24 protein-coding genes are annotated in these 24747 nt (G+C 39.0%); 9 read left to right on the forward strand and 15 right to left on the reverse strand.

Annotated features, from left to right (window positions below):
- Positions 1–85: 85 nt before the first annotated feature.
- The 3 genes from moeA (at position 86) to ACE2AL_RS14715 (ending at position 2604) form a co-directional block, all read left to right on the forward strand.
- Positions 86–1327 (forward strand): molybdopterin molybdotransferase MoeA, encoded by a 1242-nt coding sequence (gene moeA / locus ACE2AL_RS14705; RefSeq protein WP_375083643.1) that lies wholly within the window; start codon positions 86–88, stop codon positions 1325–1327.
- A 29-nt stretch (positions 1328–1356) separates the two neighbouring features.
- On the forward strand, positions 1357–2085 hold the full coding sequence (gene moeB / locus ACE2AL_RS14710; RefSeq protein WP_375084314.1) for a molybdopterin-synthase adenylyltransferase MoeB: 729 nt from the start codon (positions 1357–1359) through the stop codon (positions 2083–2085).
- Positions 2086–2268: 183 nt separating this feature from the next.
- On the forward strand, positions 2269–2604 hold the full coding sequence (locus ACE2AL_RS14715; RefSeq protein ID WP_206085368.1) for a zinc ribbon domain-containing protein YjdM: 336 nt from the start codon (positions 2269–2271) through the stop codon (positions 2602–2604).
- An 80-nt stretch (positions 2605–2684) separates the two neighbouring features.
- Here the strand turns inward: ACE2AL_RS14715 and ACE2AL_RS14720 are convergent, their stop codons facing one another.
- From ACE2AL_RS14720 to ACE2AL_RS14735, 4 genes are all read right to left on the reverse strand, one after another.
- The gene (locus ACE2AL_RS14720; protein WP_375084315.1) at positions 2685–4259 is read right to left on the reverse strand and encodes an ABC-F family ATPase; all 1575 of its coding nucleotides are present in this window, start codon (positions 4257–4259) and stop codon (positions 2685–2687) included.
- 229 nt (positions 4260–4488) lie between these two features.
- Entirely contained in the window at positions 4489–5328 is an 840-nt protein-coding gene (gene tauD / locus ACE2AL_RS14725) for a taurine dioxygenase (protein WP_206085366.1), read from the reverse strand.
- A gap of 186 nt (positions 5329–5514) precedes the next feature.
- Entirely contained in the window at positions 5515–5973 is a 459-nt protein-coding gene (locus ACE2AL_RS14730) for a GNAT family N-acetyltransferase (protein WP_206085365.1), read from the reverse strand.
- A gap of 25 nt (positions 5974–5998) precedes the next feature.
- Positions 5999–6574: a TIGR00730 family Rossman fold protein gene (locus ACE2AL_RS14735; RefSeq protein WP_206085364.1), complete on the reverse strand. Its 576-nt coding sequence runs from the start codon at positions 6572–6574 to the stop codon at positions 5999–6001.
- Between the two features lie 339 nt (positions 6575–6913).
- Here ACE2AL_RS14735 and rhtA point away from each other — a divergent pair, with 339 nt between their 5' ends.
- Positions 6914–7801 (forward strand): threonine/homoserine exporter RhtA, encoded by an 888-nt coding sequence (gene rhtA / locus ACE2AL_RS14740; protein ID WP_206085363.1) that lies wholly within the window; start codon positions 6914–6916, stop codon positions 7799–7801.
- 334 nt (positions 7802–8135) lie between these two features.
- On the forward strand, positions 8136–8639 hold the full coding sequence (gene dps, locus ACE2AL_RS14745; protein ID WP_206085362.1) for a DNA starvation/stationary phase protection protein Dps: 504 nt from the start codon (positions 8136–8138) through the stop codon (positions 8637–8639).
- A gap of 90 nt (positions 8640–8729) precedes the next feature.
- On the opposite strand, the gene dinG is transcribed toward dps, so the two are convergent.
- Positions 8730–10847, reverse strand: coding sequence for an ATP-dependent DNA helicase DinG (dinG, locus tag ACE2AL_RS14750; RefSeq protein ID WP_353167236.1), 2118 nt, complete (start codon positions 10845–10847; stop codon positions 8730–8732).
- Positions 10848–11087: 240 nt separating this feature from the next.
- On the opposite strand from dinG, the gene ACE2AL_RS14755 reads away from it, so the two are divergent.
- Positions 11088–11249, forward strand: coding sequence for a hypothetical protein (locus tag ACE2AL_RS14755; protein WP_206085360.1), 162 nt, complete (start codon positions 11088–11090; stop codon positions 11247–11249).
- A 37-nt stretch (positions 11250–11286) separates the two neighbouring features.
- The gene (gene sseA / locus ACE2AL_RS14760) at positions 11287–12126 is read left to right on the forward strand and encodes a 3-mercaptopyruvate sulfurtransferase (RefSeq protein WP_272680623.1); all 840 of its coding nucleotides are present in this window, start codon (positions 11287–11289) and stop codon (positions 12124–12126) included.
- A 75-nt stretch (positions 12127–12201) separates the two neighbouring features.
- Here the strand turns inward: sseA and ACE2AL_RS14765 are convergent, their stop codons facing one another.
- From ACE2AL_RS14765 to rhlE, 10 genes are all read right to left on the reverse strand, one after another.
- Positions 12202–12450: a GlsB/YeaQ/YmgE family stress response membrane protein gene (locus ACE2AL_RS14765; RefSeq protein ID WP_004256598.1), complete on the reverse strand. Its 249-nt coding sequence runs from the start codon at positions 12448–12450 to the stop codon at positions 12202–12204.
- 149 nt (positions 12451–12599) lie between these two features.
- The gene (dusC, locus tag ACE2AL_RS14770) at positions 12600–13541 is read right to left on the reverse strand and encodes a tRNA dihydrouridine(16) synthase DusC (protein ID WP_206085358.1); all 942 of its coding nucleotides are present in this window, start codon (positions 13539–13541) and stop codon (positions 12600–12602) included.
- A gap of 224 nt (positions 13542–13765) precedes the next feature.
- On the reverse strand, positions 13766–14530 hold the full coding sequence (locus tag ACE2AL_RS14775) for an SDR family oxidoreductase (protein ID WP_206085357.1): 765 nt from the start codon (positions 14528–14530) through the stop codon (positions 13766–13768).
- A gap of 84 nt (positions 14531–14614) precedes the next feature.
- On the reverse strand, positions 14615–15493 hold the full coding sequence (locus tag ACE2AL_RS14780; RefSeq protein ID WP_375084316.1) for an ABC transporter permease: 879 nt from the start codon (positions 15491–15493) through the stop codon (positions 14615–14617).
- A 179-nt stretch (positions 15494–15672) separates the two neighbouring features.
- Positions 15673–17187: a sugar ABC transporter ATP-binding protein gene (locus ACE2AL_RS14785; protein WP_206085355.1), complete on the reverse strand. Its 1515-nt coding sequence runs from the start codon at positions 17185–17187 to the stop codon at positions 15673–15675.
- Between the two features lie 78 nt (positions 17188–17265).
- The gene (locus ACE2AL_RS14790; RefSeq protein WP_206085354.1) at positions 17266–18234 is read right to left on the reverse strand and encodes a substrate-binding domain-containing protein; all 969 of its coding nucleotides are present in this window, start codon (positions 18232–18234) and stop codon (positions 17266–17268) included.
- A 94-nt stretch (positions 18235–18328) separates the two neighbouring features.
- A complete protein-coding gene (locus ACE2AL_RS14795; RefSeq protein WP_206085353.1) occupies positions 18329–19261 on the reverse strand; it encodes a ribokinase in 933 nt (310 codons plus the stop codon).
- A gap of 15 nt (positions 19262–19276) precedes the next feature.
- Positions 19277–19957: a D-allulose 6-phosphate 3-epimerase gene (gene alsE / locus ACE2AL_RS14800; protein WP_353167240.1), complete on the reverse strand. Its 681-nt coding sequence runs from the start codon at positions 19955–19957 to the stop codon at positions 19277–19279.
- Positions 19958–20041: 84 nt separating this feature from the next.
- On the reverse strand, positions 20042–20851 hold the full coding sequence (locus tag ACE2AL_RS14805; protein WP_206085351.1) for a DeoR/GlpR family DNA-binding transcription regulator: 810 nt from the start codon (positions 20849–20851) through the stop codon (positions 20042–20044).
- A gap of 522 nt (positions 20852–21373) precedes the next feature.
- Entirely contained in the window at positions 21374–22714 is a 1341-nt protein-coding gene (gene rhlE / locus ACE2AL_RS14810) for an ATP-dependent RNA helicase RhlE (protein ID WP_206085350.1), read from the reverse strand.
- 281 nt (positions 22715–22995) lie between these two features.
- Here rhlE and cecR point away from each other — a divergent pair, with 281 nt between their 5' ends.
- Both cecR and hlyD read left to right on the forward strand, forming a co-directional pair.
- Positions 22996–23694 carry a transcriptional regulator CecR gene (gene cecR, locus ACE2AL_RS14815; protein ID WP_375083644.1) on the forward strand — a complete coding sequence of 233 codons (699 nt, stop codon included), beginning with the start codon at positions 22996–22998 and terminating at the stop codon, positions 23692–23694.
- Positions 23695–23748: 54 nt separating this feature from the next.
- On the forward strand, positions 23749–24744 hold the full coding sequence (gene hlyD, locus ACE2AL_RS14820) for a secretion protein HlyD (protein WP_206085348.1): 996 nt from the start codon (positions 23749–23751) through the stop codon (positions 24742–24744).
- Positions 24745–24747: the final 3 nt, after the last annotated feature.

Raw genomic sequence — 24747 nt, forward strand, 5'->3', positions numbered from 1 at the left:
ACCCAACTCATGATTTCTGCCATAATGTGCATTACGAACACATTTTAAGCCTCAAGGCATTTCACAATAATGAGGGCCATTATTTATGGATCAGTGTCATACTAACGATTTGATTTCTTTAGATCTTGCATTGGAAAAATTACTTTCTGAAACCCAAACTGTGGCAGGTACAGAAATCATTCCACTGACTTCATCAGCGCAACGGATTATTGCCACTGATCTTATTTCCCCTATCAATGTCCCTCCCTTTGATAATTCAGCAATGGATGGATATGGTTTGCGTTTTGCAGATTGGGATGGAAAAACGCCAATGCCTGTTGCGGGTAAATCATTTGCAGGCAACCCGATGGAAGGCGAACTAAAAGCTGGCTGTTGCGTGCGTATTATGACTGGTGCGCCTATTCCACAAGGTGTAGATACGGTTGTTATGCAAGAATCAACTGAACAAACAGATGGTGGCATCCTATTTACTCAACCAATTAAAAAAGGCAGTAACGTCCGTAAAGCCGGCGAAGATATAGCCCAAGGCAGTTCAGTGTTCCCTGCAGGAACCCTACTTACAACCGCCCAATTACCGTTGATTGCCTCACTTGGTATTGCGGATGTGACAGTTTATCGTCGCTTAAAAGTGGCTGTGTTCTCAACGGGGGATGAGCTACAAGCCGTGGGTCAACCACTTAATGATGGGCAAATCTATGATACCAACCGCTTTACTGTTCGCTTGATGTTAGAAAAGCTCAATTGTGAAGTCTTAGATTTAGGCGTGATCCCTGACTCCCCTGAAAAACTAAAACAAACCTTTATTGAAGCAGATCAACAAGCGGATTTAGTGATCAGCAGTGGCGGCGTTTCTGTTGGTGAAGCCGATTATACTAAACAAATCCTTGATGAATTGGGCACGATTGGTTTTTGGAAATTAGCCATCAAACCAGGAAAACCTTTTGCCTTTGGTAAACTGAGTCATTCTTGGTTCTGTGGCTTACCAGGAAACCCCGTTTCTGCTGCACTCACGTTCTATCAACTTGTTCAGCCATTGATTGCACGCTTAGCAGGAAATAGCCAATGGCAAGCCCCACTACGTTTCAAAGTACCCGTCACCACACCTTTGAAAAAAACGCCTGGTCGTCTGGATTTCCAACGCGGTATTTTAAGTACCAATGAGCAAGGGCAACTTCAAGTTGCCACAACAGGCCATCAAGGCTCACACGTATTTAGTTCCTTTAGCTTAGCCAACTGCTTTATCGTGCTAGAAAGAGAACGTGGTCGAGTAGAAGCAGGTGAAACCGTTGATGTTGAAATGTTTAACTACTTATTGAAAAGCGAATAATTACCGTGCAAGAACTTAGCGATAACGAAATGCTGCGTTATAACCGTCAGATAATTCTTCGCGGTTTTGATTTTGACGGGCAAGAAAAGCTCAAAGCGGGCAAAGTACTGGTCATTGGCTTAGGTGGGCTAGGTTGCGCGGCAACGCAATACCTTGCTGCGGCGGGTGTTGGTTATTTAACATTAGTTGATTTTGATACCGTATCGCTTTCTAACTTACAGCGACAAATTTTGCACCGTGATACCACAATTGGCGAACCCAAAGTCGATTCTGCAAAGTGGCAACTTTGTGCAATTAATCCACATATCCATATTGATACGGTTAATGCCAAACTTGAAGATGCGCAGCTTAGTGAATTAATCACTCGCCATGATGTGATTTTAGATTGCACCGATAACGTCGCTATTCGTGAACAACTTAACCGTTTATGTTTAGCGCAGAAAACACCGTTAGTCTCTGGCGCAGCCATTCGTATGGAAGGCCAACTGTCTGTTTTTACTTATGAAGATAATACCCCCTGTTACCGCTGTTTAAGCCGTTTGTTTGGGGAAAATAGCTTAACCTGTGTCGAGGCAGGGGTGATGTCTCCGCTAGTTGGGACTATAGGCACATTAGAGGCAATGGAAACCATTAAACTCCTCGCTAACTATGGCAAAGTGAATTCAGGCAAAGTCTTATTGTTTGATGCGATGGCGATGGATTTTCGCCAATTTAAACTGAGCAAAGACCCGCACTGTGAAGTCTGCAACTCAAACTAGCTAGTTATTTAATTAGGCGAAAATATTTTCGCCTAATTAATCTCTTTCCAAGCACAAAATTAAGATTATTCCGAAAAAACAAATTAATGGCCCTTTGAGCTTATACTATCCCTCTTTTGTGGTACCTGTACGTATAAATATCACCACGTTTTATTATTTTATAATGCTACTGAGAGTATGAATATGCAATTCCCTCCTTGCCCGAAATGTCAGTCTGAATACACCTATACTGATAATGATATGTATGTTTGCCCTGAATGTGCGCACGAATGGAATGACGCAGAACCCGTGGCAGAGATTGATGAACTGATTGTTAAAGATGCCAACGGCAATCTGTTAGCGGATGGCGACACAGTCACCGTAATCAAAGACCTGAAAGTTAAAGGCAGTTCTAACATGCTCAAAATCGGTACCCGTGTGAAGGGCATTCGCTTAGTCGAAGGTGACCACAATATCGATTGTAAAATTGATGGTTTTGGCCAAATGAAGCTGAAATCTGAGTTTGTGAAAAAGAACTAAGTTAAAGCTAATTCTGTTTTAAATACAAAAGCCCCAGTAACATACACGTTACTGGGGCTTTATGTTAGAGAAAAGCTTATTTAAAGAACAACGCCCTGGCTTGTCAGGTACTCATCATAAGTACCTTTGAAATCAATCACTTTATCTTCTTTGATTTCTAAAATACGACTTGCTAATGAGCTGACAAACTCGCGGTCATGGGAAACAAACACCAACGTTCCTTGGTACATCTCCAGTGCTAAGTTCAATGACTCGATAGATTCCATATCTAAATGGTTGGTTGGTTCATCCATAATCAAAATGTTTGGTTGTTGCATCATTAACTTACCAAATAGCATACGGCCTTGCTCACCACCCGATAACACTTTCACTTTTTTCTTAATATCATCTTGTGAAAATAATAAACGGCCTAAGATACTACGCACCGCTTGCTCATCATCACCTTCGTTTTTCCACTGGCTCATCCAGTCAAAAACATTTAGATCAGTTTCGAAATCTTCTGCGTGGTCTTGTGCATAATAACCAATACGACTATTTTCTGACCATTTAACCATCCCACTTGTTGCTGGGTGCTCACCCATTAAGGTTTTTAAGAAAGTGGTTTTACCAATACCATTGGCTCCGATAACCGCCATTTTCTCACCCACTTCAAGCAGTAAATTAACGTTTTTGAAGAGTGGGCCTTGATCGTAACCATTCGCTACTGCCTCTAATTCAAGGGCATTACGGAACAGTTTTTTCTCTTGTTCAAAACGAATAAATGGGTTTTGACGACTAGACGCTTTAACCTCATCCAATTGAATTTTATCAATTTGACGTGCACGTGATGTCGCTTGCTTTGATTTAGATGCGTTAGCGCTAAAGCGGCTAACGAAAGATTGCAGTTCAGCAATTTGCGCTTTTTTCTTCGCATTATCAGACAGTAAGCGCTCACGCGCTTGTGTCGCTGCAATCATATATTCATCATAGTTACCCGTGAATAAACGCAACTCACCATAGTCTAAATCTGCCATGTGCGTACAAACTGTGTTGAGGAAGTGCCTATCATGGGAAATAATGATCATAGTACAGTTACGATCATTCAGGATTTGTTCTAACCAACGGATAGTATCAATATCCAAGTTGTTCGTAGGCTCATCGAGTAACAAAATATCTGGGTTAGAAAACAAGGCTTGTGCCAGCAATACACGTAGTTTCCAGCCTGGTGCAACTTCACTCATTGGGCCATAATGTTGCTCAACAGGAATGCCTACACCTAATAATAATTCACCCGCACGAGCTTCCGCACTGTAGCCATCCATTTCACCATATGCGACTTCCAAGTCAGCAACACGGTAGCCATCTTCTTCGCTCATTTCAGGTAGTGCGTAAATACGATCACGCTCTTGTTTCACATTCCACAGTTCAGTATGGCCCATAATGACCGTATCCAGAACCGTATATTCTTCGAATGCAAACTGGTCTTGGCGAAGCTTACCAATACGTTCATTCGGATCTGTTGTACTGACGTTACCCGCTGTTGGGGTTAAATCGCCACCTAAGATCTTCATAAACGTCGATTTACCCGCACCATTTGCGCCGATCAAACCGTAACGGTTGCCTGTACCAAATTTAACTGAAATGTTTTCAAACAGTGGCTTGCTGCCAAACTGCATAGTGATATTGTTGGTTGTTAACACTGCTATGCCTTAAATTAAACGGTGTAGAGTTACCTGTCTTAAAGAATGCGCATCATAGAAAAAGCCAACAACACTGCTTTAAACAGTAAAGAAAACAGCGATTTCTATGATATGTAATACGACGGATATAAATAGCGGCGCATTATGCCATAATCGAGCGCTTAGATCTTGTTCTGTTTTTGATAATTGTCATTCTGCAATCATTCTAATAAGGTACGCCGCCAATGATTGTTGCCCTGTGCATAATACGCCTTTCGGGCAAATAATCTGCTGTCGCATAATGCTGAGTGATTTGATTATCCCAAATCACCATATCATCTTTTTGCCATTGCCAACGCACCTGAAACTCTGGTTTATTAATATGTTGGAACAAAAAACCTAATGTTATTTCGCTCTCTTTTGGCGTTAACCCAATGATACGGGTAGTAAAGCCTTCATTAACAAACAACGCTTTTCGCCCTGAAATTGGGTGAGTTCTAACGACAGGGTGTGATACGGGTGGGCTATTTTCTTTGGCTTTCAACCATCTCGAATGAATTTCTTCTGAATGGCTAAAACGATACTCTGGGAATGACTTTGTAAAATCATGTACTGCCTGAAGACCCGCTAGCATATGTTTCCACCGAGCAGATAATGCACTATAAGCCACCACACCACTGGCCCATAATGTGTCACCACCTAATTCTGGAATATGTTTTGCCGCTAATACCGCCCCCATTGGCGGTGTTTCAATAAATGTAACATCAGTGTGCCAATTGTCGTTATCGGGTGGGTTCTGTTCATCCGTATCAAGTACCATTATTTCTTTGCATTCAGGCGTATGAGGGTAAATGGGATGTGTGTGTAATAAACCAAACCGCTCAGCTAATTGTTTTTGCTGTTCAGGTTGTATAGGTTGGTTTCTAAAAAAAAGGACATGATATGCCTGCAACGCATAGTTCAGCGCTGTAAACTGTTTATCATCAATATGTTGAGATAAATCGATACCACTGATGAGAGCGCCTAATGCGGGTGAGACTCGCTTTATTTTAAAAGGATATTCCATATAATTCCTAATCACTTCAGTTTTAATGTAAAAATAAAAGTAATCTAAATTAGGCTTTTTAAAAATATCAAAAAAAATAAAGTTAATATAAAACAATATATTAGAAATATAATTATCTTAGTAATAGATTGCTAATTTATATGTAAAATAGGATATATCGGCCGTATTCGGCCGATATGAGGTAAATTATAACTTAATGCCCATGGTGCGAGTAATTTCAGATAGACCTTCACGCTCATAAAAACGAATCGCATTATGGTTTTGTGCTAACACCGATAGCTCCAAGTGGCTAAACTGCTTGTTTTTCGCCCAATTTTTCATACCATCAAGTAATTGATGCCCTGTTTTCTCACCACGAGAATCTGGGGAAACAATCAAATCAAAAACGTAAGCAAAATCCCGTGGAACCATACAATTATAAGGAGCCGCAGATTGGTGCTCGGCAATACAAAACCCTTTAACTTCGCCTTCAAATTCCGCGACTAATAGATGAAACTTATCATCAACAATAGCATTTTCAATAAATTCTTGTGATTGTTCTGCAGGCTTCATACGCTCAGAGTCAAGTAAGGCCATTTCCGTAAACAAGGTTTGATAGAGGGATAAAACAGCATTTAAATCATCACGTGTAGCTTCTCTTATCATCATTTTCCCATTATTTTTACGCAGTTTAATCGTATGTTTTTACTGGTGGTGCAATATAAGATTCAAAACTATCAATTAACGCTGCTGGTGAATCGTTGACAATCGCCATATGACGATACTTTTCGTGTAAAAAACCTTCATCCGCCATTTTATTTGTCATATCAATTAATGGCTGCCAATAATTATTGATATTAAACAACGCACAAGGCTTGGTATGCAGGCCAATTTGACTCCATGTAAACACTTCCGCATATTCTTCTAACGTGCCATATCCGCCTGGTAAAGCAACAAAAGCATCCGCCAGCTCAATCATTTTATTTTTTCGCTGATGCATTGTTTCAACTTTATACAGTTCAGTCAGGTTCTTATGTGAAATTTCACGCTCTTCGAGCAATGACGGTATAACACCTATTGCCTTTCCACCTAACGATAAAACAGTATCTGCGATTGTCCCCATGATACCGACACTGGCACCACCATATACTAATGCAATATCACGCTTGACCATCTCTTTAGCAAACTCAATGGCTTTTTGCTGGTAGATTTCATGTTTACCCATGCTAGAACCACAATATACTGCAATACTTTTAATTGTTCCCATTACGTCCTCGTTTTTCATTTTATTATGACTTTTTGGTAAAAAAAGGATTATACGGGAGCGTTAAAGAAGCTCAACCCAGATTATTTGCCATAATAAAACCCTATTAATCTCTTTTTATACCATTGCTATTTCACTAAACCAATATCGATTTCCCTATATCACATTTTATCCCCCATCAGCGAGTGCTATAAGGTAATAAACAAATATAAAGCAGTCTTATTTTATGCGATAATCCTGTGAAATTATTTTTCATTGTAATATTTTAATTTTTATTTAACACGAATCACTGTTATCGCGTGTTTACTGACTTAGTGACGTTTTTCTGAGGTTTTATTATTTATGTCTGCCGATACCAAAAAGAGCGCATTTCCACTATTACCAATAGGGTTATTATTGCTAGCAATGACCTCAATTCAAAGTGGTGCTTCTTTAGCTAAAACACTATTTCCTCTTATCGGCGCTCCAGGTGTAACAGGCTTACGCTTATTGCTGGCCACCATCATCTTGTTTGTTATTTTTAAACCTTGGCGCTTGAAGTTTAGAAGAAGCTCATTGGTTCCATTGTTAACGTACGGGCTATCTCTCGGAACAATGAATTACCTATTTTATCTATCACTTGAGCGCATCCCTCTTGGGATTGCTGTCGCACTGGAATTTACAGGCCCATTAGCGGTTGCGATGTTTTCTTCTCGCAGACCTATCGATTTTTTGTGGATTGGGCTGGTTATTGCTGGGTTACTCTTTTTGCTACCTATCGGTGATAACATTAATTCCATCGACCCACTCGGCGCTATTTATGCGCTAGGGGCTGGCGTATGTTGGGGAATTTACATTATATTTGGCCAACGTGCAGGTGCTGGTTACGGCGCAGCAACCGTGGCAGTTGGTTCCTTTATATCTGCTCTGATTTTCTTCCCTATCGGACTTATGCAGACAGGCTTTGAGGTGATGTTTGACCCAGCAATTTTACCCCTCGCTTTAGCCGTTGCCATCTTATCGACAGCATTTCCTTATACCCTTGAAATGATTGCCTTAACACGCCTACCAGCAAAAACGTTTGGCACATTAATGAGCCTAGAGCCATGCATGGGCGCATTCCTCGGTATTGTTTTCTTGCAAGAGCACCTGACATTAACCCAATGGCTGGCTCTGCTGTGTATTGTTTGTGCCTCTATCGGGTCAACATCCACAGCCTCACCGAAATCAAAAATTGAAGAAGTCTCATAAAAAACAAATAATATCTTGTTTTTTGAAGCATTAATTAGGTTAATAAACTTATTCATTCGGTTTATTAACCTGTTATCTTGCCATTAACATTTCATTTTCTTGTCATATTTATTTATTAAAATTGTTTTAAATTAATATAACCTTGACCTATCGCACTTATTGCAAAAAATAATAAATCCCTAGCAGCCACAATAAAATCAAGTAGAATAAACCATATCGAATCGGCCTATTAAATTAATCGTTTATTACACTATGACAAATTAAACCGATTACTTTATATTTATTAACAGATGAGGTTATCAACCAGTTTCAATATTTAAAAAGAGGATGAACCATGAGCACAGCTAAATTATTTAAAACATCTTCAACTGAACTTTTATATACACGTAACGACTTGGAAGATAGCGTAAAATTAGAAACCATTGGCATTTTAAATGTTATGGTTGTTCACTTTACGGATCTCTCTTTAATGACAAAACAAGCTCACTGGAATATGCGTGGTCGCAATTTCATTGCTGTCCATGAAATGTTAGATGGTTTTAGAACCACTTTAGTTGAACATTTAGACGAGTTTGCAGAGCGTGCTGTCCAATTAGGAGGGGTCGCGATTGGGACAACACAAGAAGTTAACCGCTTTACTTCATTAGAAGCTTACCCAATTAATATCCACAGCGTACAAGACCATTTAAAAGCGCTCGCAGACCGTTATGCTGTTGTCGCAAATGATATTCGTAAAGCTATTGATGAAGTCGAGGATGAAGATACTGCAGATATGTTTACCGCTGCATCTCGTGATATGGATAAATTCCTTTGGTTTTTAGAAGCAAATATTGAGTAATGTCATACCATAGAGTCAATTATAATTGACCTGAAGGCCACTTAATTGTGGCCTTTTACTGTTTATAACCTAATACATATTTAATGCTTTCTACTTTTTATTTATTACCTTAGGCATTTCAGGTTGTTCTATTGGGAAAACAGGTAAAGCATTTAATAAACGTTTACCATAATTTTTTGTCAGTAAGCGTTTATCATAGATAATAATTTCACCGTAACATTCATGACTACGGATTAAACGCCCTGCTTGCTGAATTAAATTAAATGAAGCACTTGGCAAGCTTTGCACCTCAAACGGATAGCGTTTTAACGATTTTAACCAATCCCCTTCAGTCACGATAACTGGATTGGTCACAGGCGGAAATGCAATTTTATGAATATGCACCTGTGTTAAATACTCACCTTTTAAATCAAGCCCTTCTGCGAAGGACTGTAAACCAACCAACGCACTTGCTTGCCCCTTGTTAATTCTTTCACAGTGAGTTTCAACCAAACGATAACGTGGCTGATCTCCTTGAACTAACAATTGCAAGCGCAAGTCTTTTACATGTTCAAGAAACCCTTCCATTGCCCTTTGGCTACTAAATAACACCAAAACACCACGGTGCTTACCTTGGGTGAATTGCTCACGAAAAAATGCTGCCATTTCAGAAAGATGTTGCGATTCAGTGGTTATTGTGGGCTCATATTCCATTTGAGGAATAATAATTTTCCCTTGCTCAACATGATTAAAAGGCGAAGACAACGTCACAAAATGGTCATCATTTTTTTCCGATAACCCCGTTAATTCCATAAACCTTGAATAACTATTTAAGGAGCGAAGTGTTGCTGATGTAATGACAATATGAGGCACATTACGCCATAATAGATGTTGTAGTTGTTCACTCACTCGAATGCCCGCGCAATGCATAAAAATACGCGACTGATTCTTTTCATAGCGGCGACTTAACCATTTCGAAACTGGCGCGCCTGAACTTTGCTCAAGCGCGGCTAATCGCCAAAGTTTTGCCATATTCTCAAAATAGCCCATCGCTCTACTCGTTGTTAATATAGAACGGTGTAAACGTACGATGTCTTGTTTTGCAGTTTGCTCCGTCAAATCATTCAATATTGATTCCGCTAAACCTTTTAATGCATCTGTTTGCTTAAAAAGGTCTTGGCAACACTGTTGCATCGCCTCAGGCAATACACCTAGCGGGAAAAGATACTCACTTTCTTTTGAAGTTTCAGGCAATACTGCATTTGCTAATAAAGAAAAATCACGAAATGCCTCGCGCAGCTTTTCAGCATGCTGTTGTAACTTGTCTGGGTTGGCCAATTTAGGGGGCTTCACTGGCCGAAACTGCGCTAAATATTGCCCCACATGACTCATAAAATTATCCACTTGCGCATTCAATTGCACTAATGTGATTTCACCTTCAACCTCTAAAGCATCCCGTGCTACATCGGGTACATGGTGCCCCTCATCCAAAACTAATAGTAATTTTTTAGGATCAGGTAACACCGATTCGCTTTCCATCGCAGCCATCACTAGAGCATGATTAGCCACGACGACATCAGCATCTTCAATTTCACGCCTTGCAATAAAAAATGGGCATCGTTGATAGAACTGGCAATTACGACCTAAGCAATTCATTTTGTCCGTGCTAACTTTACGCCACAAGCTGTCTGGAAAAGCCCGTTTGTGGTGATCCCGTAAACCGTCCCATATAAAGGAATTGAAGTCATTACGTAATTGCTGACAAATTGCCCGTTCTTCGCTATTGGCTATCTCCGTTTTATCTTCCACCAGTAACATTAAATCAATTTGTTCGCCTTCTGCGGCACAAATAGCCTCTAAATTTCTAGGGCAAACATAACGTGCACGCCCAAATGCACCCGTAAATTTTAAATCTGGGATAATTTTGCTCAGTAACGGCAAATCTTTACTAAAAATTTGATCCTGCAATGCCACATTCGCTGTACTAACAACGAGCGTTTTCCCTTCTTCCCTACCCACTGCAATACCTGGAATTAAATAAGAAAGCGTTTTTCCTACCCCAGTGGGCGCTTCGATAACTAAATGACGTCCACCGTCATCCGCTAAGTTTTTAGCGACTTCCGCTATCATTTGGCGCTGCGGCGCTCGGGAAACAAACCCATCAATTTGTGATGACAACCCTTTATACCACTGGGTTATTTGCTCTTTAATTTTGTTTGATAGGGACATAAATTACGTTGATGACCAAATGTGAGATGTAAGGTAACGAAAACCACAACGGCAGGGAAACACGAAAAATAACTTTTGCCAACCGCTTCGCAAAACTACTGTATTAAAACCCATTATACATAAAAATTGGGAAGCCTTTTGCAAAACACCAACTCAGAGGCAGAAAAAATCGCTTTTAACTTGTTTGCAACACTCATCCAGTTATACTTTGGGTTCTTATTTCTACGCAGGCTATAAAAAATGAAAAAGGTTGTTATCGCACTTTGCGCATTATGCGCTTTTGGTTCCGTAGGCGGCATCGTCCTTGCAGGGATGAATATCTACACTCGCTCCACAACCCCGATAGAACAGGGGCAACCACAATCACCATCATTACTGCCTGCACCAAACCAAGTTCAATAGTATAAAGTGGTTTATCAACCCAGGACGGAGATAACTTATGTACAACGATTATTTTGTAACCCCTCAATGGCTTAATACACACCTATCTGATGGCAATATCATTGTACTTGATGCTTCATCTCCACCACCAACTGCCCCTTATGATTGCCGACAGCACTATTTAGAAGAGCATATTCCAAACGCGCAATTTTTCCACCAAGATGAAATCGCCGATAAAACTTGCGACCTACCGCATATGCTGCCAAGTTCAGAAGTCTTTAGCCAAGCAGTTGGTTCAATGGGAATTGATAATGACACTCAAGTTATTATTTATTCACAGAATAATTTATTTTCATCACCACGCGCTTGGTGGACATTTACAACAATGGGATGCAAAAACGTAAAAATCCTTGCTGGAGGCATCGAAGCTTGGAAAGCTGAAGGCTTTGCAACACAATCGGGTGAAGTGACACCTCCTACACGCAAGCAATTTAAAGCATCCCGTAAAGATACAAACGCGTTAAACCAACAGCAAGTTCTTGATGTTGTTAACGAAGGTCAAATACAAATTATTGATGCTCGAGCAGCCCCCCGCTTCTTAGCACAGGCACCAGAACCTCGCCCAGGTTTACGCATGGGGCACATTCCAGGAAGTAAAAATGTTCCATGGGACTTGTTAGTTGCGAATGGCGAATTTAAATCCCCTGAAGACCTAAAAGCTATCTTTACAGAGCAAGGCGTAGACATTCAAGCTCCATCAATAACTACTTGTGGATCAGGAATGACAGCCGCGGTCGTTCTTATGGCGTTAACACTATTAGGTAACGATAATATACGTCTATATGACGGCTCATGGGCAGAATGGGGCCAAGATAATGGCTTACCAATAGAACCTTGATTTTTTAGCTTATATAATAAATAAGCCACTCATACTTAAGTGGCTTATTTAAGAAAGTTTTTTGGTCTATAAGGACTATTTTGCAAATATCCCTGCTAAAAATAGCACAACAATGGCACCAATCACCGCAACGACAAAGCTACCAAAGTTAAAACCATCAACCTTACCTTTGCCAAAAAACGTGCTGATATAACCACCAACGACTGCCCCAACAATCCCTAGCACCGTCGTCATAATGAACCCCATATGATAAGTGCCAGGCATCAACCACTTAGCTAAAACACCAGCTATCAAACCAAAAATAATCCACGCAATCACGCCCATTTAAAGCCTCCCAAGACTAGGTTTTATTTAACAGTAGCTAAAAAAGCATGCAATCATAGGCATTAGATATACCTACCATATAGTTTAAGTAAAGACCTTATAAGCGAAATTCGCAAATAAAAATAGTAACTAAACAGGATTGTTTACAATTAATGGTTAACAACTCGCATAATTACCGCTGCAATTTGTTCTGCATTTTTCAACGCCCTAACCTGTGAAAATAATTCATCGGCTTCTTGGTATTCTTTGCGTAAGTAACCCAACCATTGTTTAATCCGAGCAGCATGGTAATGACCTGTATCACCTAACTTTTCGAGTTCCGTGTATTTCAGTAGTAGAGATTCAACCTGCTCCCAAGGCATCTTAATTTCATTATATTTAATGACACGGCTAAGGTTTGGGGTATTAAGTGCACCTCGGCCAATCATAACAGCATCGCAGCCTGTTACTTCAAGACAACGCTGAGCACTGTCATAATCCCAGATTTCACCATTCGCTATTACTGGAATTGATAATCGATGGCGAATTTCACCAATAGCTTGCCAGTTAATACGCTCGGCTTTATAACCATCTTCTTTTGTACGTCCATGAATCGTTAGTTCTGTTGCCCCAGCTTGTTGAACAGCATCCGCAATTTCATGAGCGAATGAAATACTATCCCAACCTAAACGCACTTTAACTGACACTGGGAGTTCTTTTGGTACAGCTTCACGCATCGCTTTTGCTGCCTGGTAAATTAAATCTGGCTGCTTTAATAACGTTGCACCACCACCGTGACCATTAACTGTTTTTGAAGGACAACCACAATTTAAATCAACCCCCCATGACCCTAATTCAATGGCTCGATAAGCATTTTCAGCTAACCATTGTGGGTGCTGGCCAAGTATTTGAACGCGCACAAGGGTTCCCGATAATGTTCGACTTTGATATTTGAGTTCAGGGCATAAACGATAAAATGTTTTTGCTGGTAATAATGTATCAACAACTCGCACAAATTCACTGATGCAAAGGTCATAATCATTGACCGCAGTTAATAAAGAGCGAACAAGGGGGTCTAAAACTCCTTCCATAGGAGCTAATAAAACACGCATAAATGGCTCACAAAAACAACAAAGGTAAAAATCAATTTTTACAGGCCATATTGGCCATGGGATAGCTCAATATGTTCACATGGAAAATAAAGGCACGAATTTGAGCTGACTATAATACATTTTCTTGGCTAAATAAGTATAAAAATGAGCATGCTTTGCAATGACAAAAAAACACCTCAATAAGTATAACTTACTGAGGTGTTTTTCATTCAAAATATGAACAATTAAACGATAGTAAAACAACCATCGATTATTAAATCAGCACCAGAGGTATAACTTGCAGCGTCAGATAATAAATAAATGACAGCACCAGCAAGCTCTTCAGGTGTCCCCATTCGTTTAAATGGGATCATTTTAACCCATTCATCCTGCCAATCTTGTCTTACCGTCGCCGTCATTTCAGTTCGAATATAGCCAGGGCTAATTGAATTAACGCGAATACCAAGCTGGCTCCATTCAACTGCTAAAGATTTGGTTAAATGCACGACAGCCGCTTTTGATGCATTATAGGACGCTTGCTCTTGTGGAATATTCACGATAGTCCCAGACATCGATGCTGTGTTCACAATACTACCTGGTTTATCATTTTTAATCAGATAACGAGCAAATGCTTGAGCAACAAAGAAAACACCATTTAAATTCACATCAACAATTTTACGCCACTCGTCAGGGGCGCAATCAACTGCCGGTTTATGCAAGCAAATCCCTGCATTATTAAATAATAAATCTAAGGTACCAAAATCAATTCCAACGGACTCAATGCACGCCTTCACATTTTCAGGGTCTACCACATTGCAGCGATAGGCTTTTGCTTTGATATGATAATTTTTTTCTAATTGCTCAGCGATATCACTGGCATCAGCAAGATCAAAAATAGCAATATCTGCACCTGCATTCGCTAAATATTGTGCAACAACTTTTCCAATACCTTGCTTACCACCAGTGACAATGGCAACTTTCCCCTTTAAAGAAAAAATATCACTACTCATAATCGCACTCTCCATAATGGATAATTATTTGCTTATTTTTTTACAGGAAATAAGCTCTATTTATTAGCTCACTACCTATTGTTCTTACAATTTTACTTTTGATTTAATACTTTCCAGCATCACAGCAATAATAATAATGATGCCCTTAACCACTTGTTGGTTATAACCAGAGATATTCATCAGGTTCATCAAATTAGAAATAATACTTAAAATTAAAACGCCAATAATCGTGTTAATAACAGTGCCTCGACCACCCGCTAAACTTGCACCACCCACAACTACCGCTGCAATAACATCTAATTCAAAACCAACCGCTAATACTGGAGAACCAACACCTGTTCTTGTTGTGGCTAAAATTCCTGCAATCCCACAGGCTAACCCACTTAGTGCATAAACAGCTAACTTGTAATAATTAACTCGAATACCTGCAAAGCGTGTTGCCGTTTCATTTGAACCAATTGAAACCACTAAACGACCAAATACCGTATGCTTATATAAAAATTGAGCTAGTAAAATAAAGATACCAAATACGTAAACAGGTAAAGGAATCCCAAATAAATAACCAGTACCAAATTCGATTAATGCAGGGTCATCAATAAATACAGGCTGTCCTTTTGATATTATCAACCCTAAGCCCCGAGCAATTGTCATCATTGCTAATGTGGCAATAAATGGTGCGATATTAAACCAGGTCACTAAAATACCTGCAAAAGCACCAATAATGGTTGCCATAATAATACCAACGGCTAATGCGGGCCATAGACCAATATCAGGGATCATTAATGCAACAACCACAGAAACTAAGGCCATAATTGCACCAACGGATAGATCAATTCCCCCTGTTAAAATAACAAATAGCATACCTAGTGTAGCTAGCCCGAGAGGAACGCTTTGCCTTAATACGTTAGTAATATTATCGGCACTATAAAACCGATCTGATAAAAAACCCGCAACAACAAGCATGATAATAAAAACAAGTAGTGTTGAATTCTCGCCGATCAACTTTGCTATTTTTCTTAATAAAGATGGTTGATTGTTCGATTTATTTTCCACACTCAAATTTGAGTTTTCTAGTGTTTCCATGGTGTATCCTTTTTATTTTTATCTGTAACTTAGATTACAGCGCTACATTTAAAAATGAGTTAATTTGCCATTGCAGCTGTTTTTTCATGTTTGACAATAGCGTGACGCATGATATTTTCTTCTGATAGTTCATTTTCTTGTAACTCAGCGGTAATTCGCCCTTCACTCATAACGTAAACACGATGAGAAAGCGAAATGACTTCAATCATTTCCGATGAAATAACAATTACTGAAAAATCTTTTTGCGCTAATTCATTAATTAAGTGATAAATTTCAACTTTAGCGCCAACATCAACACCTCGAGTGGGTTCATCTAAGATTAATACATCACAGTTTGTATTTAGCCATTTGGCAATAACGACTTTTTGTTGGTTCCCACCACTTAAACTCGAAATTGGGTCATCCATATTGTTAAATTTAATTTTTAACTTATCTTTAAAGATGCTCGCTAATGCCCGTTCTTTACTAACCCGAATAACACCTTTTAATTGGCAAATAGAGCGTAACTTTGTCAAACTAATGTTTTCACGAATAGGTCTAGATAAAATTGCGCCTTGAATTTTTCTATCTTCTGGAACTAATCCAATACCTTTGCTCATTGCATCACTTGGGTGGTGAATAATAATTTCTTTATTATCTTTAATAATTCTACCCGACATTATTTTATCGATGCCAAATAAGCATCTTGCAATTTCCGTGCGTCCTGAGCCGACGAGCCCAGCTAGGCCTACAATTTCACCTTTTTTAACATAAAGATTAATATTATTAAGTAAGCTTTTAGTGGATAAATTTTCAACCTGCAAAGCAATCTCATTACTTGGCGTATTTTTAACTGGGTATAGATTTTCAAAACTTCGCCCCACCATACCTGTAATAATATCGTCCTCTGTACACGTTTTAGGATCCAGTTCTTTCGTCGTTTCCCCATCTTTAATAACCGTAATTGCATCCCCAATTCTAAATATTTCTTCTAACCGATGGGAAATATATAAAATAGTGACACCTTGTGCCTTTAAAAATTTCAATTGGCTAAATAAAATATTAATTTCACGCTCAGATAATACAGCTGAAGGCTCATCTAAGATTAAAATATTAACATCTCGAGCCAATGACTTCGCTATTTCAACCATTTGTTGATATGCAACACTCAGTGTTTTAGCCTTAACGGTGGGATCAATATCAAAACCTAAATTTTTTAAAACATGACTAGCACGTTTATTTAATAATTTTCGGTTTATAGTCGCTTTCCCAAAACCAAGGTCCCCCAGAAAAATATTTTCGGCGACAGTTAGCTCAGGTGAAATAGCAAGTTCTTGGTAAATAATACCAATTTTATGTTGTCTGCTTTGCTTTGGTGTCGTGAAGTTCACTTCTTCACCATTAATAAAAACTTGCCCACTATCTTTTGTATATATGCCAGATAGAATTTTCATTAATGTTGATTTTCCGGCTCCATTCTCACCTACAATTGCATGTATATCACCCCGCTTAACTTTAAGGTTAATATCTTTTAAGGCATGAACCCCACCAAAACTTTTTTTCACACCCTTTGTCACAATTGCATATTCTTCCATCATAAATACCTTTTGCTTTATTAACTATGATAGATTTTTAGAGGTGCGGTATTCTATTACCGCACCTCACGCACTTAATTAATACAGTGCTTTTTCATCATAATATTTCTTAACATTATCTTTATTAATGACAACTGGCGTGATGTAAGAATAATCAGGGAATTCTGTTTGGCCTGCTTTATGCTTAGCAATAACATCGATAACAGCAGATGTTAGTGTATCTGGGTTATTTGAAGATGTTGCTTGCAATTCACCACGTGAAATCGCTTCAAGTGCTTTTTTATATCCATCATTCGAGAAAATTTTCACGTTATCTAATTTGTTTGCGGCTTTCAAAGATAAAACTGCACCTAAGACCATTTCATCAGATTCGGTATAAACGCAGTTAATTTTATCTCCCTGTGCAACGAGCAAATCTTCCATCGCTTTAAGACCACCTTGCTGGTCCCAATTTCCCCAACCTTGGCTTAACACTGTTAGATTTGTTTGGTTATATTTTCTAAGTTGCGCTTCCATCACACCACGAACAAAGTTTGCTCGACGAGCTTCACCGACTAAATTACCTTGATTCCCACTGATAAAGACACAGTTCATTGGATTTTTACCAAATAAATCAACTGCATACTCTCCCATTAAGACATTATTTTTTCCGTTATCAGCCTGAACACGTGTTATGACAGGAGCACTTAGTGGAATATCACTGTCTAAAATAATGGTTGGAATACCTTTATTTTTTGCCATATTCGTAATGCGAATACCTGCTTCTGGATCTTGTGGATTTAAAACTAAATAATTAATTCCTTGAGATAACATATCCTCTACATCTGAGATTTGCTTATTTAAATCCCCGCGTGCATCTGTCGTGATTATTTCATAACCTTTTTCTTTAGCATGCTTTTGCATGTATTGATCAAGCCCATTAAAAAATGCGCCATTTAATGTTCTATTCGCAAAACCAATTTTTATTTTATCTTCAGCATTAGCTAAACCTGTTGAAAATGCAGAGACAACAATAGTACAAAGCAATAATTTATTAATAGCTTTCATTATATTTACCTTATATGTAGGGATGGTGCTTTCTATTATTTTGATAACTATGTAACTAAATTTTCCTAATGCCTTTATTATTAAATTTAATTGATTAAATAGACTGAGCGAGTAACCTTTCTTCTACTTCAGATAAATCAGGTAACGTGCCAGCCCCTAGCTTTTCAACACTCACAGCCGCATAGGCAGATGCAAAACGGGTCGCAAAACGGATTGAATCTCCCATTGCTAATCTTGCCGCTAACGCGCCATTAAATGCATCTCCAGCACCAGTCGTATCAATAGGTTGTGAAGGGAAACACGGAATAATCATTTTCCCTTCATCATCAGATAACAATGCGCCAAGCGAACCCATTGTGATAATGACGTTTTTACATCCTTTAGCGTGGATTAAGTCAGCAGCTTGGCTCGCACTTTCATAGTCTTCCACTTTGCACCCTGTAATTAGCCATGCCTCTGTTGAATTAGGTGTAATTAAATCAACCTGTTGTAACATCTCACTCGTCACTGGCTGCCAAGGCGCTGGGTTTAAAATGACAAAAGCATTATTCGCCTTGCCAATAGCAATCACGCGCTCAATAGCTTGTAAATTATTTTCTAATTGCACTAATACAACATCAGCACAAGAAATTGTTGGCTCACATTGGGTGATTTCATCGTCTGTCACTGTCATATTTGCGCCGGGGTCAACGGCTATCATATTTTCAGCATCACCATCACGTTCAGCGACATAAACGAGTGAATTTCCAGTTGAAATTTCATTCGTTACCAATAAGGTAACGGCATTAAAACCAACTGACTTTAGATGCCTACGTGCATATTGCCCAAAAGCGTCCTCACCTATTTTTCCGATATAATGGACATTTGCACCTGATTTTAAAGCCGCCGTTGCTTGGTTTGCTCCTTTTCCACCTGCACTTGTCATACTGCTGTTTGCGACAAGTGATTCACCTGGAAATGGGAAACGAGATACTCTGGCAACCATATCAAAGTTAAACGAGCCAAATACACATACTTTTCCTGCCATAATTAATCCTTAAAACTAAGCATAATTCAGTGAGGTGAGAATATCTTCTTGCATCGTTTGCCACGTTTCAGATAGCGGAATACCTTTTTTAAATAACCCACTACTTCCCATAATTAAAACCTGCCCACCTGCTTTTAATAAGGCTTTATACGTATTTTTATTACAAGAACCATCAACCTCAATTAAGAATGAATAATTCCCTTCTACTTTTTTCTGATTCAAAGCATAGATTTTTTCTACCATTTCGGGAATAAACGCTTGCCCTGCATAACCTGGATCAACCGTCATCACAGTTACTTTATCAATTAAATGAATATAAGGATTTAACACCTCAATACTTGTCGCAGGATTTAAAACAATCCCAACTTTTTTGCCCTTATTACGAATATGACTAATCACTCTAAATGCATATGAACTTATAATTTCCGCATGCAAAGAAATACTGTCAGTTCCAACAGAAATTAAATCATCAATAAAATCCATTGGGTGTTCTACCATGAGGTGAACATCAATGGGTAGCTGTGTATAAGGTTTGATTTGTCGAATAAAATCAACTGACAATGCCAAGTTCTTGACATAATGCCCATCCATTATATCCACATGCAGCATATCCGCATTATCATTTAAAAATGATAATTGCTCAGATACTTTCATCATATCGATACACATTAAAGACGGTGAAATTAAGTATTTCATCTTTTCATCCTAATAAATATTTTATTTAATACAATGCTGCCTCTGACATATATAAATTCAGAGTTTTATTATTTAATTATAAGTTTAATTAATCGTAATAACTTTAACGTTATGCCACGTCATTTCTTTTTGGAATAATGGGTCATCAAATTTTTCAGTAATTAATAGATCAATATCACCAAATCCACAAACTCGAGCTGTTCCTATCTTTCCAAACTTACTTTGGTCAACTAATAAAATAATTCGACGCGATATTAAAAACATTTGCCTAAGGAGTGCTGCATGAGCTTCACTATCCGCATAAATGCCTCTGTCTCTATCAATTCCTTGACAGGAAAAAAATAGTGTATCGACATTCTGTTCATTAATTTGTTTGATTGTCGTTTCACCAAAAAAAGCTTCTTCTGCAACAGAAAATTCCCCACCTAACCCGACGACACGCGTCGATGTCCGCGGCATCAGCGTTTGAATAATCGCAACAGAAGGTGTTACAACTGTTAATTCAAACTCAGGAAGTTGCCTAGCTAAGAACCAACTGCTGCTGCTACCATCTAATAAAATAATTTGCTGTGGTTGAATAAAATCCAACGCAACTTTCGCCATGCGTGTTTTATTTTCTATATTTAACGCCGTTCGAACTCGAAATGCGCCTTGTTTTACTGAAGGTGGCATTTCTTGAGGTGCATAATAGGGTATCAACGACGTTTTTAGCTTATTTGATAACAACGCCCCACCATGGCTTCGATTCACCATTCCTTGATGTTCAAGGTCTGTTAAATCTCGCCGCACCGTCTCCCGAGATACCTGTAGACGCTCGGCCAAATCATTAACACGCATTGCACCATGTTCTTGAATGAGGGCAACAATAGCATTATGTCTTTCGAGTTGTAGCATATTTGTCCCCTTTCAATATGGTGATGAGTATAGCCGTATCAATTCATGATTACTGAGCCGTTTTTCTCATAACGTTAGGATCAGGGGAAAAAGCCATTTTCTGTGATTTTTCTCTCAGAAAACACAAATTCCCCCTAACTTAGCGATGCTGTATCGCTTAATAGTTTGCATATCGGTCAAATACGGGCAAATACAAAGAAAAATACAAAAGCCCGTATTTACCCGCATAAACCCGTTTATGCCCGTTTTGATAATTCACTGATGAAATTAATTTGTTTTATTAAAATTTGAAAGGGATTTTGTGAAAATATTGTTATCTTATGCTGTACATCTCAATTTGATGATCACTGAGATAGTATCGTGCTGAAATTAATATTAAGCTGGGAAGATTGGCATCAATCAAATGATTGGTTTAAACAATAGAATAAAAGGTGAATTTTAAGGGAATAAAGCCAAGCCTTACTCCCTTAAAATTTAGTGCACTCATTATGTTACTAATAGCCACATCATTTTTTGATGTAACTAGCTATCCTTACGCCCTTGACTCACTTTTTTCTGGGCACTTTTCCACGGTGATGTAGATGCTGAACCTCTGTTACCACCGGCTTTCGCAGCTGGTGAATGACTACGACGTGGAGACTTAGTATTGTTGCCATGGTTTCTATCACCAGAGCGGCGTTCATTGCGCTGTGGTGTTTTTTGAATCGGCTCTGCTTTAATAGATGGATCGGGTTCATAACCGTCAATCGCCATCAATGGGATCGATTTTTTCAGCAGTTTTTCAATATCTTTAAGCAGTTTAGCCTCATCAATACACACTAATGATACCGCCATACCAGTTGCATCTGCGCGGCCAGTACGGCCGATACGGTGCACATAGTCTTCGGCAACATTTGGTAATTCAAAGTTCACCACATAAGGCAGCTGCTCAATATCGAGGCCGCGAGCAGCAATATCAGTTGCCACTAAAACACGGATATCCCCTGATTTAAAGTCCGCTAAAGCGCGTGTTCGTGCACCTTGGCTCTTATTACCATGGATAGCCGCCGCTTTAATACCATCTTTATTCAAATGTTCAGCTAAACGGTTTGCTCCGTGTTTTGTTCTTGTAAAAACAAGAACTTGCTGCCAGTCATCACGACCAATCATAAATGACAGTAACTCAGCTTTACGCTTTTTATCCACTAAATGAACGTATTGCGTTATTTGCTCAGATGCTGAATTTCGAGGGGCAACTTCAATAGTTACGGGATTATTCAGTAACTTGTTTGCTAGCTGTTTAATGTCATCCGAAAAGGTTGCTGAAAACAATAAATTTTGGCGTTTTTTCGGTAATTTATTGATAACACGGCGAATATCGTGAATAAAGCCCATATCCAACATGCGGTCAGCTTCATCCAATACAAACATTTCGACCTGAGAAAGATCAACCGCATTTTGGTGCTCTAAATCCAATAAACGGCCTGGCGTAGCAATTAAAATATCTACCCCACCACGCAATTTCATCATCTGCGGATTGATACTCACACCACCAAAAACAACAAATGAACGAATACGCAAGTGACGGCTATATTCTTTTACATTTTCAGCAACTTGAGCCGCAAGCTCCCTCGTTGGCGTCAAAATGAGTGCACGGATTGGTCGACGATTATTACCGCGAGGGTTAGAAACCAGCTTTTGTAAAATAGGCAGTGTAAAGCCTGCTGTTTTACCTGTTCCAGTTTGTGCACTCGCAAGAAGGTCGTTTCCTGCAAGCACTGCGGGGATAGCTTGTTGTTGAATAGGCGTTGGACTTTCATAGCCTAACTCATTAATGGCAAGCAAAATTTCCTCGTTTAACGCGAGGTCTGAAAAAGTTGTCAAATTAAATTACTCCGAGCTTCACCGCTTCAAATTGATTGTGGCAGTTCTGGGGGAAGTGAGTCAGAAGAAAAAAGCGCAAACTGCCGTGCGACATTGCAAAATTCTAACATTATTTGATGGTGATAAATATATTAATTTAGTTTGGGTAATAAATTAATATAAAATTCCCTCTATATAGTATATATACTTATACAACACTATGAGTTGTCGTTTATGACCCCTTTTAAACATAAAGAGCCACTTAGAGCTTATAAAGTATGATTTAATTCTGATTTAAAGGAATGTTTATGAATATAATTTCGTCACCAACCTTGCGGGGAGAAAACGCAAAGTTACAACTACTACTTACAGCTGCGGATGTTTATGGAGAACAAGGGCTTGATGGGGCAACCACCCGCAAGATTGCGCAAGCATCAGGGCAAAATATCGCCGCAATTTCCTACTATTTTGGCTCTAAAGAAGGGCTTTATTTAGCTGTCGCGAAGATGATTGCAAAAAATATTAAAGACAGTTTCCATGATGTATTTCTTGCCATTGATCGCTTTTTAAATCAATCCGCTAATGAAAAAATGCCCCAAGAAGCACTCGATTTGTTACAAAAAACAGTGGTAACGTATAATTACTTTCAGCTTGAAAAGAAAAACTTAAGTTTTTCTCGTATTTTAGCGCGAGAACAACTTAACCCCACCGAAGCTTATACCATTATTCATGAGCAAGCTTTAGGCCCTATCCATTCTCGTTTAAACCGCTTAATTGCTGTTTATATCGGGGCTGACCCCAATCACCTCACAACACTTATTCATACCCATGCCATTTTAGGTGAAACGTTGTCATTTCGTATCGCTCGTGAAACCTTATTACGCCAAACGGGGTGGAAACATATCAATGAAAATGAATTTAAAATTATTAATCAAGTTCTTATTGAACACACAAATATATTATTAGCGGGATTACGTCATCGCAAACAAATTGAAAAGTGATATGATTAATTGATTAAAGTGGAATCATTTCTTGTCGATTAACTAGGGTGAACGATGAACAATAAAAGCCGTTCTATTTTTGTTTTTATTATTGTTATATTAATCGGTGCTGCAGTTTCTGGTTATTATTACTATCAATCTCAACAAGATAAAACATTAACGTTATATGGCAATGTTGATGTACGAACGGTTAACTTAAGTTTCAGAGTACCTGGCAAGCTCGTGTCCTTAACTGTTGATGAGGGCGCGCGCATTGCGATCGGTGATAAACTTGGTCAATTAGATGATGCGCCTTACATTAATGCTTTAAATAAAGCTAAAGGTGTGCGAGAAAGCGCCAAAGCCCAATTAATGCTAAAAGAAAGTGGCTACCGCACCCAAGAAATTGCCCAAGTTGAAGCTGAAGTTGCCCAACGGCAAGCGGCTTGGCAATATGCAGATAACTTTTATAAACGCCAACAAGGCCTAGCAGCTTCTCGTGTCATTTCTGCCAATGATCTCGATAATGCAAAAAATAACCGCAATCAAGCTTTTGCAGCTCTTCAAGCCGCCCAAGACAAATTGAATCAATACCAAAGTGGCTTCCGCCAAGAAGAAATTGCGGCGGCTAGAGGGGAATGGTTACAAGCAGAAGCTGCTGTTGCTCAGGCTGAGCTAGATTTACAAGACACCGTGCTAATTGCCCCATCCAATGGCACTATTTTAACCCGCGCCATTGAACCAGGCACTAATGTTGGTGCAGGAAACAGTATTTTTAGTGTTACCCTCACTCACCCAGTTTGGGTACGCGCTTATATCAGTGAACCACACCTTGGCAACGCTGTTCCTGGATCGCAAGTTACCCTCTATACAGATAGCCGCCCTAATCAACCATACCATGGCACAATTGGCTTTGTTTCTCCAACGGCTGAATTTACGCCTAAAAGTGTACAAACACCTGATTTAAGAACCGATTTGGTTTATCGTTTACGTATTATTGTTGATGATGCAGATGATGCTTTACGCCAAGGCATGCCTGTCACCATTTACTTTGCAAATAACAAGAAGTAAAAA

It is taken from the genome of Providencia xihuensis (genome assembly GCF_041953405.1).
GTDB lineage: Bacteria > Pseudomonadota > Gammaproteobacteria > Enterobacterales > Enterobacteriaceae > Providencia > Providencia vermicola.

Excerpts from the sequence above, each read along its gene's own strand:
- moeA (WP_375083643.1), top strand. The coding sequence starts at position 86 with ATGGATCAGTGTCATACTAACGATTTGATTTCTTTAGATCTTGCATTG.
- moeB (WP_375084314.1), top strand. The coding sequence starts at position 1,357 with ATGCTGCGTTATAACCGTCAGATAATTCTTCGCGGTTTTGATTTTGAC.
- ACE2AL_RS14715 (WP_206085368.1), top strand. The coding sequence starts at position 2,269 with ATGCAATTCCCTCCTTGCCCGAAATGTCAGTCTGAATACACCTATACT.
- ACE2AL_RS14720 (WP_375084315.1), bottom strand. The coding sequence starts at position 4,259 with ATGCAGTTTGGCAGCAAGCCACTGTTTGAAAACATTTCAGTTAAATTT.
- tauD (WP_206085366.1), bottom strand. The coding sequence starts at position 5,328 with ATGGAATATCCTTTTAAAATAAAGCGAGTCTCACCCGCATTAGGCGCT.
- ACE2AL_RS14730 (WP_206085365.1), bottom strand. The coding sequence starts at position 5,973 with ATGATAAGAGAAGCTACACGTGATGATTTAAATGCTGTTTTATCCCTC.
- ACE2AL_RS14735 (WP_206085364.1), bottom strand. The coding sequence starts at position 6,574 with ATGGGAACAATTAAAAGTATTGCAGTATATTGTGGTTCTAGCATGGGT.
- rhtA (WP_206085363.1), top strand. The coding sequence starts at position 6,914 with ATGTCTGCCGATACCAAAAAGAGCGCATTTCCACTATTACCAATAGGG.
- dps (WP_206085362.1), top strand. The coding sequence starts at position 8,136 with ATGAGCACAGCTAAATTATTTAAAACATCTTCAACTGAACTTTTATAT.
- dinG (WP_353167236.1), bottom strand. The coding sequence starts at position 10,847 with ATGTCCCTATCAAACAAAATTAAAGAGCAAATAACCCAGTGGTATAAA.
- ACE2AL_RS14755 (WP_206085360.1), top strand. The coding sequence starts at position 11,088 with ATGAAAAAGGTTGTTATCGCACTTTGCGCATTATGCGCTTTTGGTTCC.
- sseA (WP_272680623.1), top strand. The coding sequence starts at position 11,287 with ATGTACAACGATTATTTTGTAACCCCTCAATGGCTTAATACACACCTA.
- ACE2AL_RS14765 (WP_004256598.1), bottom strand. The coding sequence starts at position 12,450 with ATGGGCGTGATTGCGTGGATTATTTTTGGTTTGATAGCTGGTGTTTTA.
- dusC (WP_206085358.1), bottom strand. The coding sequence starts at position 13,541 with ATGCGTGTTTTATTAGCTCCTATGGAAGGAGTTTTAGACCCCCTTGTT.
- ACE2AL_RS14775 (WP_206085357.1), bottom strand. The coding sequence starts at position 14,530 with ATGAGTAGTGATATTTTTTCTTTAAAGGGGAAAGTTGCCATTGTCACT.
- ACE2AL_RS14780 (WP_375084316.1), bottom strand. The coding sequence starts at position 15,493 with ATGCTTGTTGTTGCGGGTTTTTTATCAGATCGGTTTTATAGTGCCGAT.
- ACE2AL_RS14785 (WP_206085355.1), bottom strand. The coding sequence starts at position 17,187 with ATGGAAGAATATGCAATTGTGACAAAGGGTGTGAAAAAAAGTTTTGGT.
- ACE2AL_RS14790 (WP_206085354.1), bottom strand. The coding sequence starts at position 18,234 with ATGAAAGCTATTAATAAATTATTGCTTTGTACTATTGTTGTCTCTGCA.
- ACE2AL_RS14795 (WP_206085353.1), bottom strand. The coding sequence starts at position 19,261 with ATGGCAGGAAAAGTATGTGTATTTGGCTCGTTTAACTTTGATATGGTT.
- alsE (WP_353167240.1), bottom strand. The coding sequence starts at position 19,957 with ATGAAATACTTAATTTCACCGTCTTTAATGTGTATCGATATGATGAAA.
- ACE2AL_RS14805 (WP_206085351.1), bottom strand. The coding sequence starts at position 20,851 with ATGCTACAACTCGAAAGACATAATGCTATTGTTGCCCTCATTCAAGAA.
- cecR (WP_375083644.1), top strand. The coding sequence starts at position 22,996 with ATGTTTATGAATATAATTTCGTCACCAACCTTGCGGGGAGAAAACGCA.
- hlyD (WP_206085348.1), top strand. The coding sequence starts at position 23,749 with ATGAACAATAAAAGCCGTTCTATTTTTGTTTTTATTATTGTTATATTA.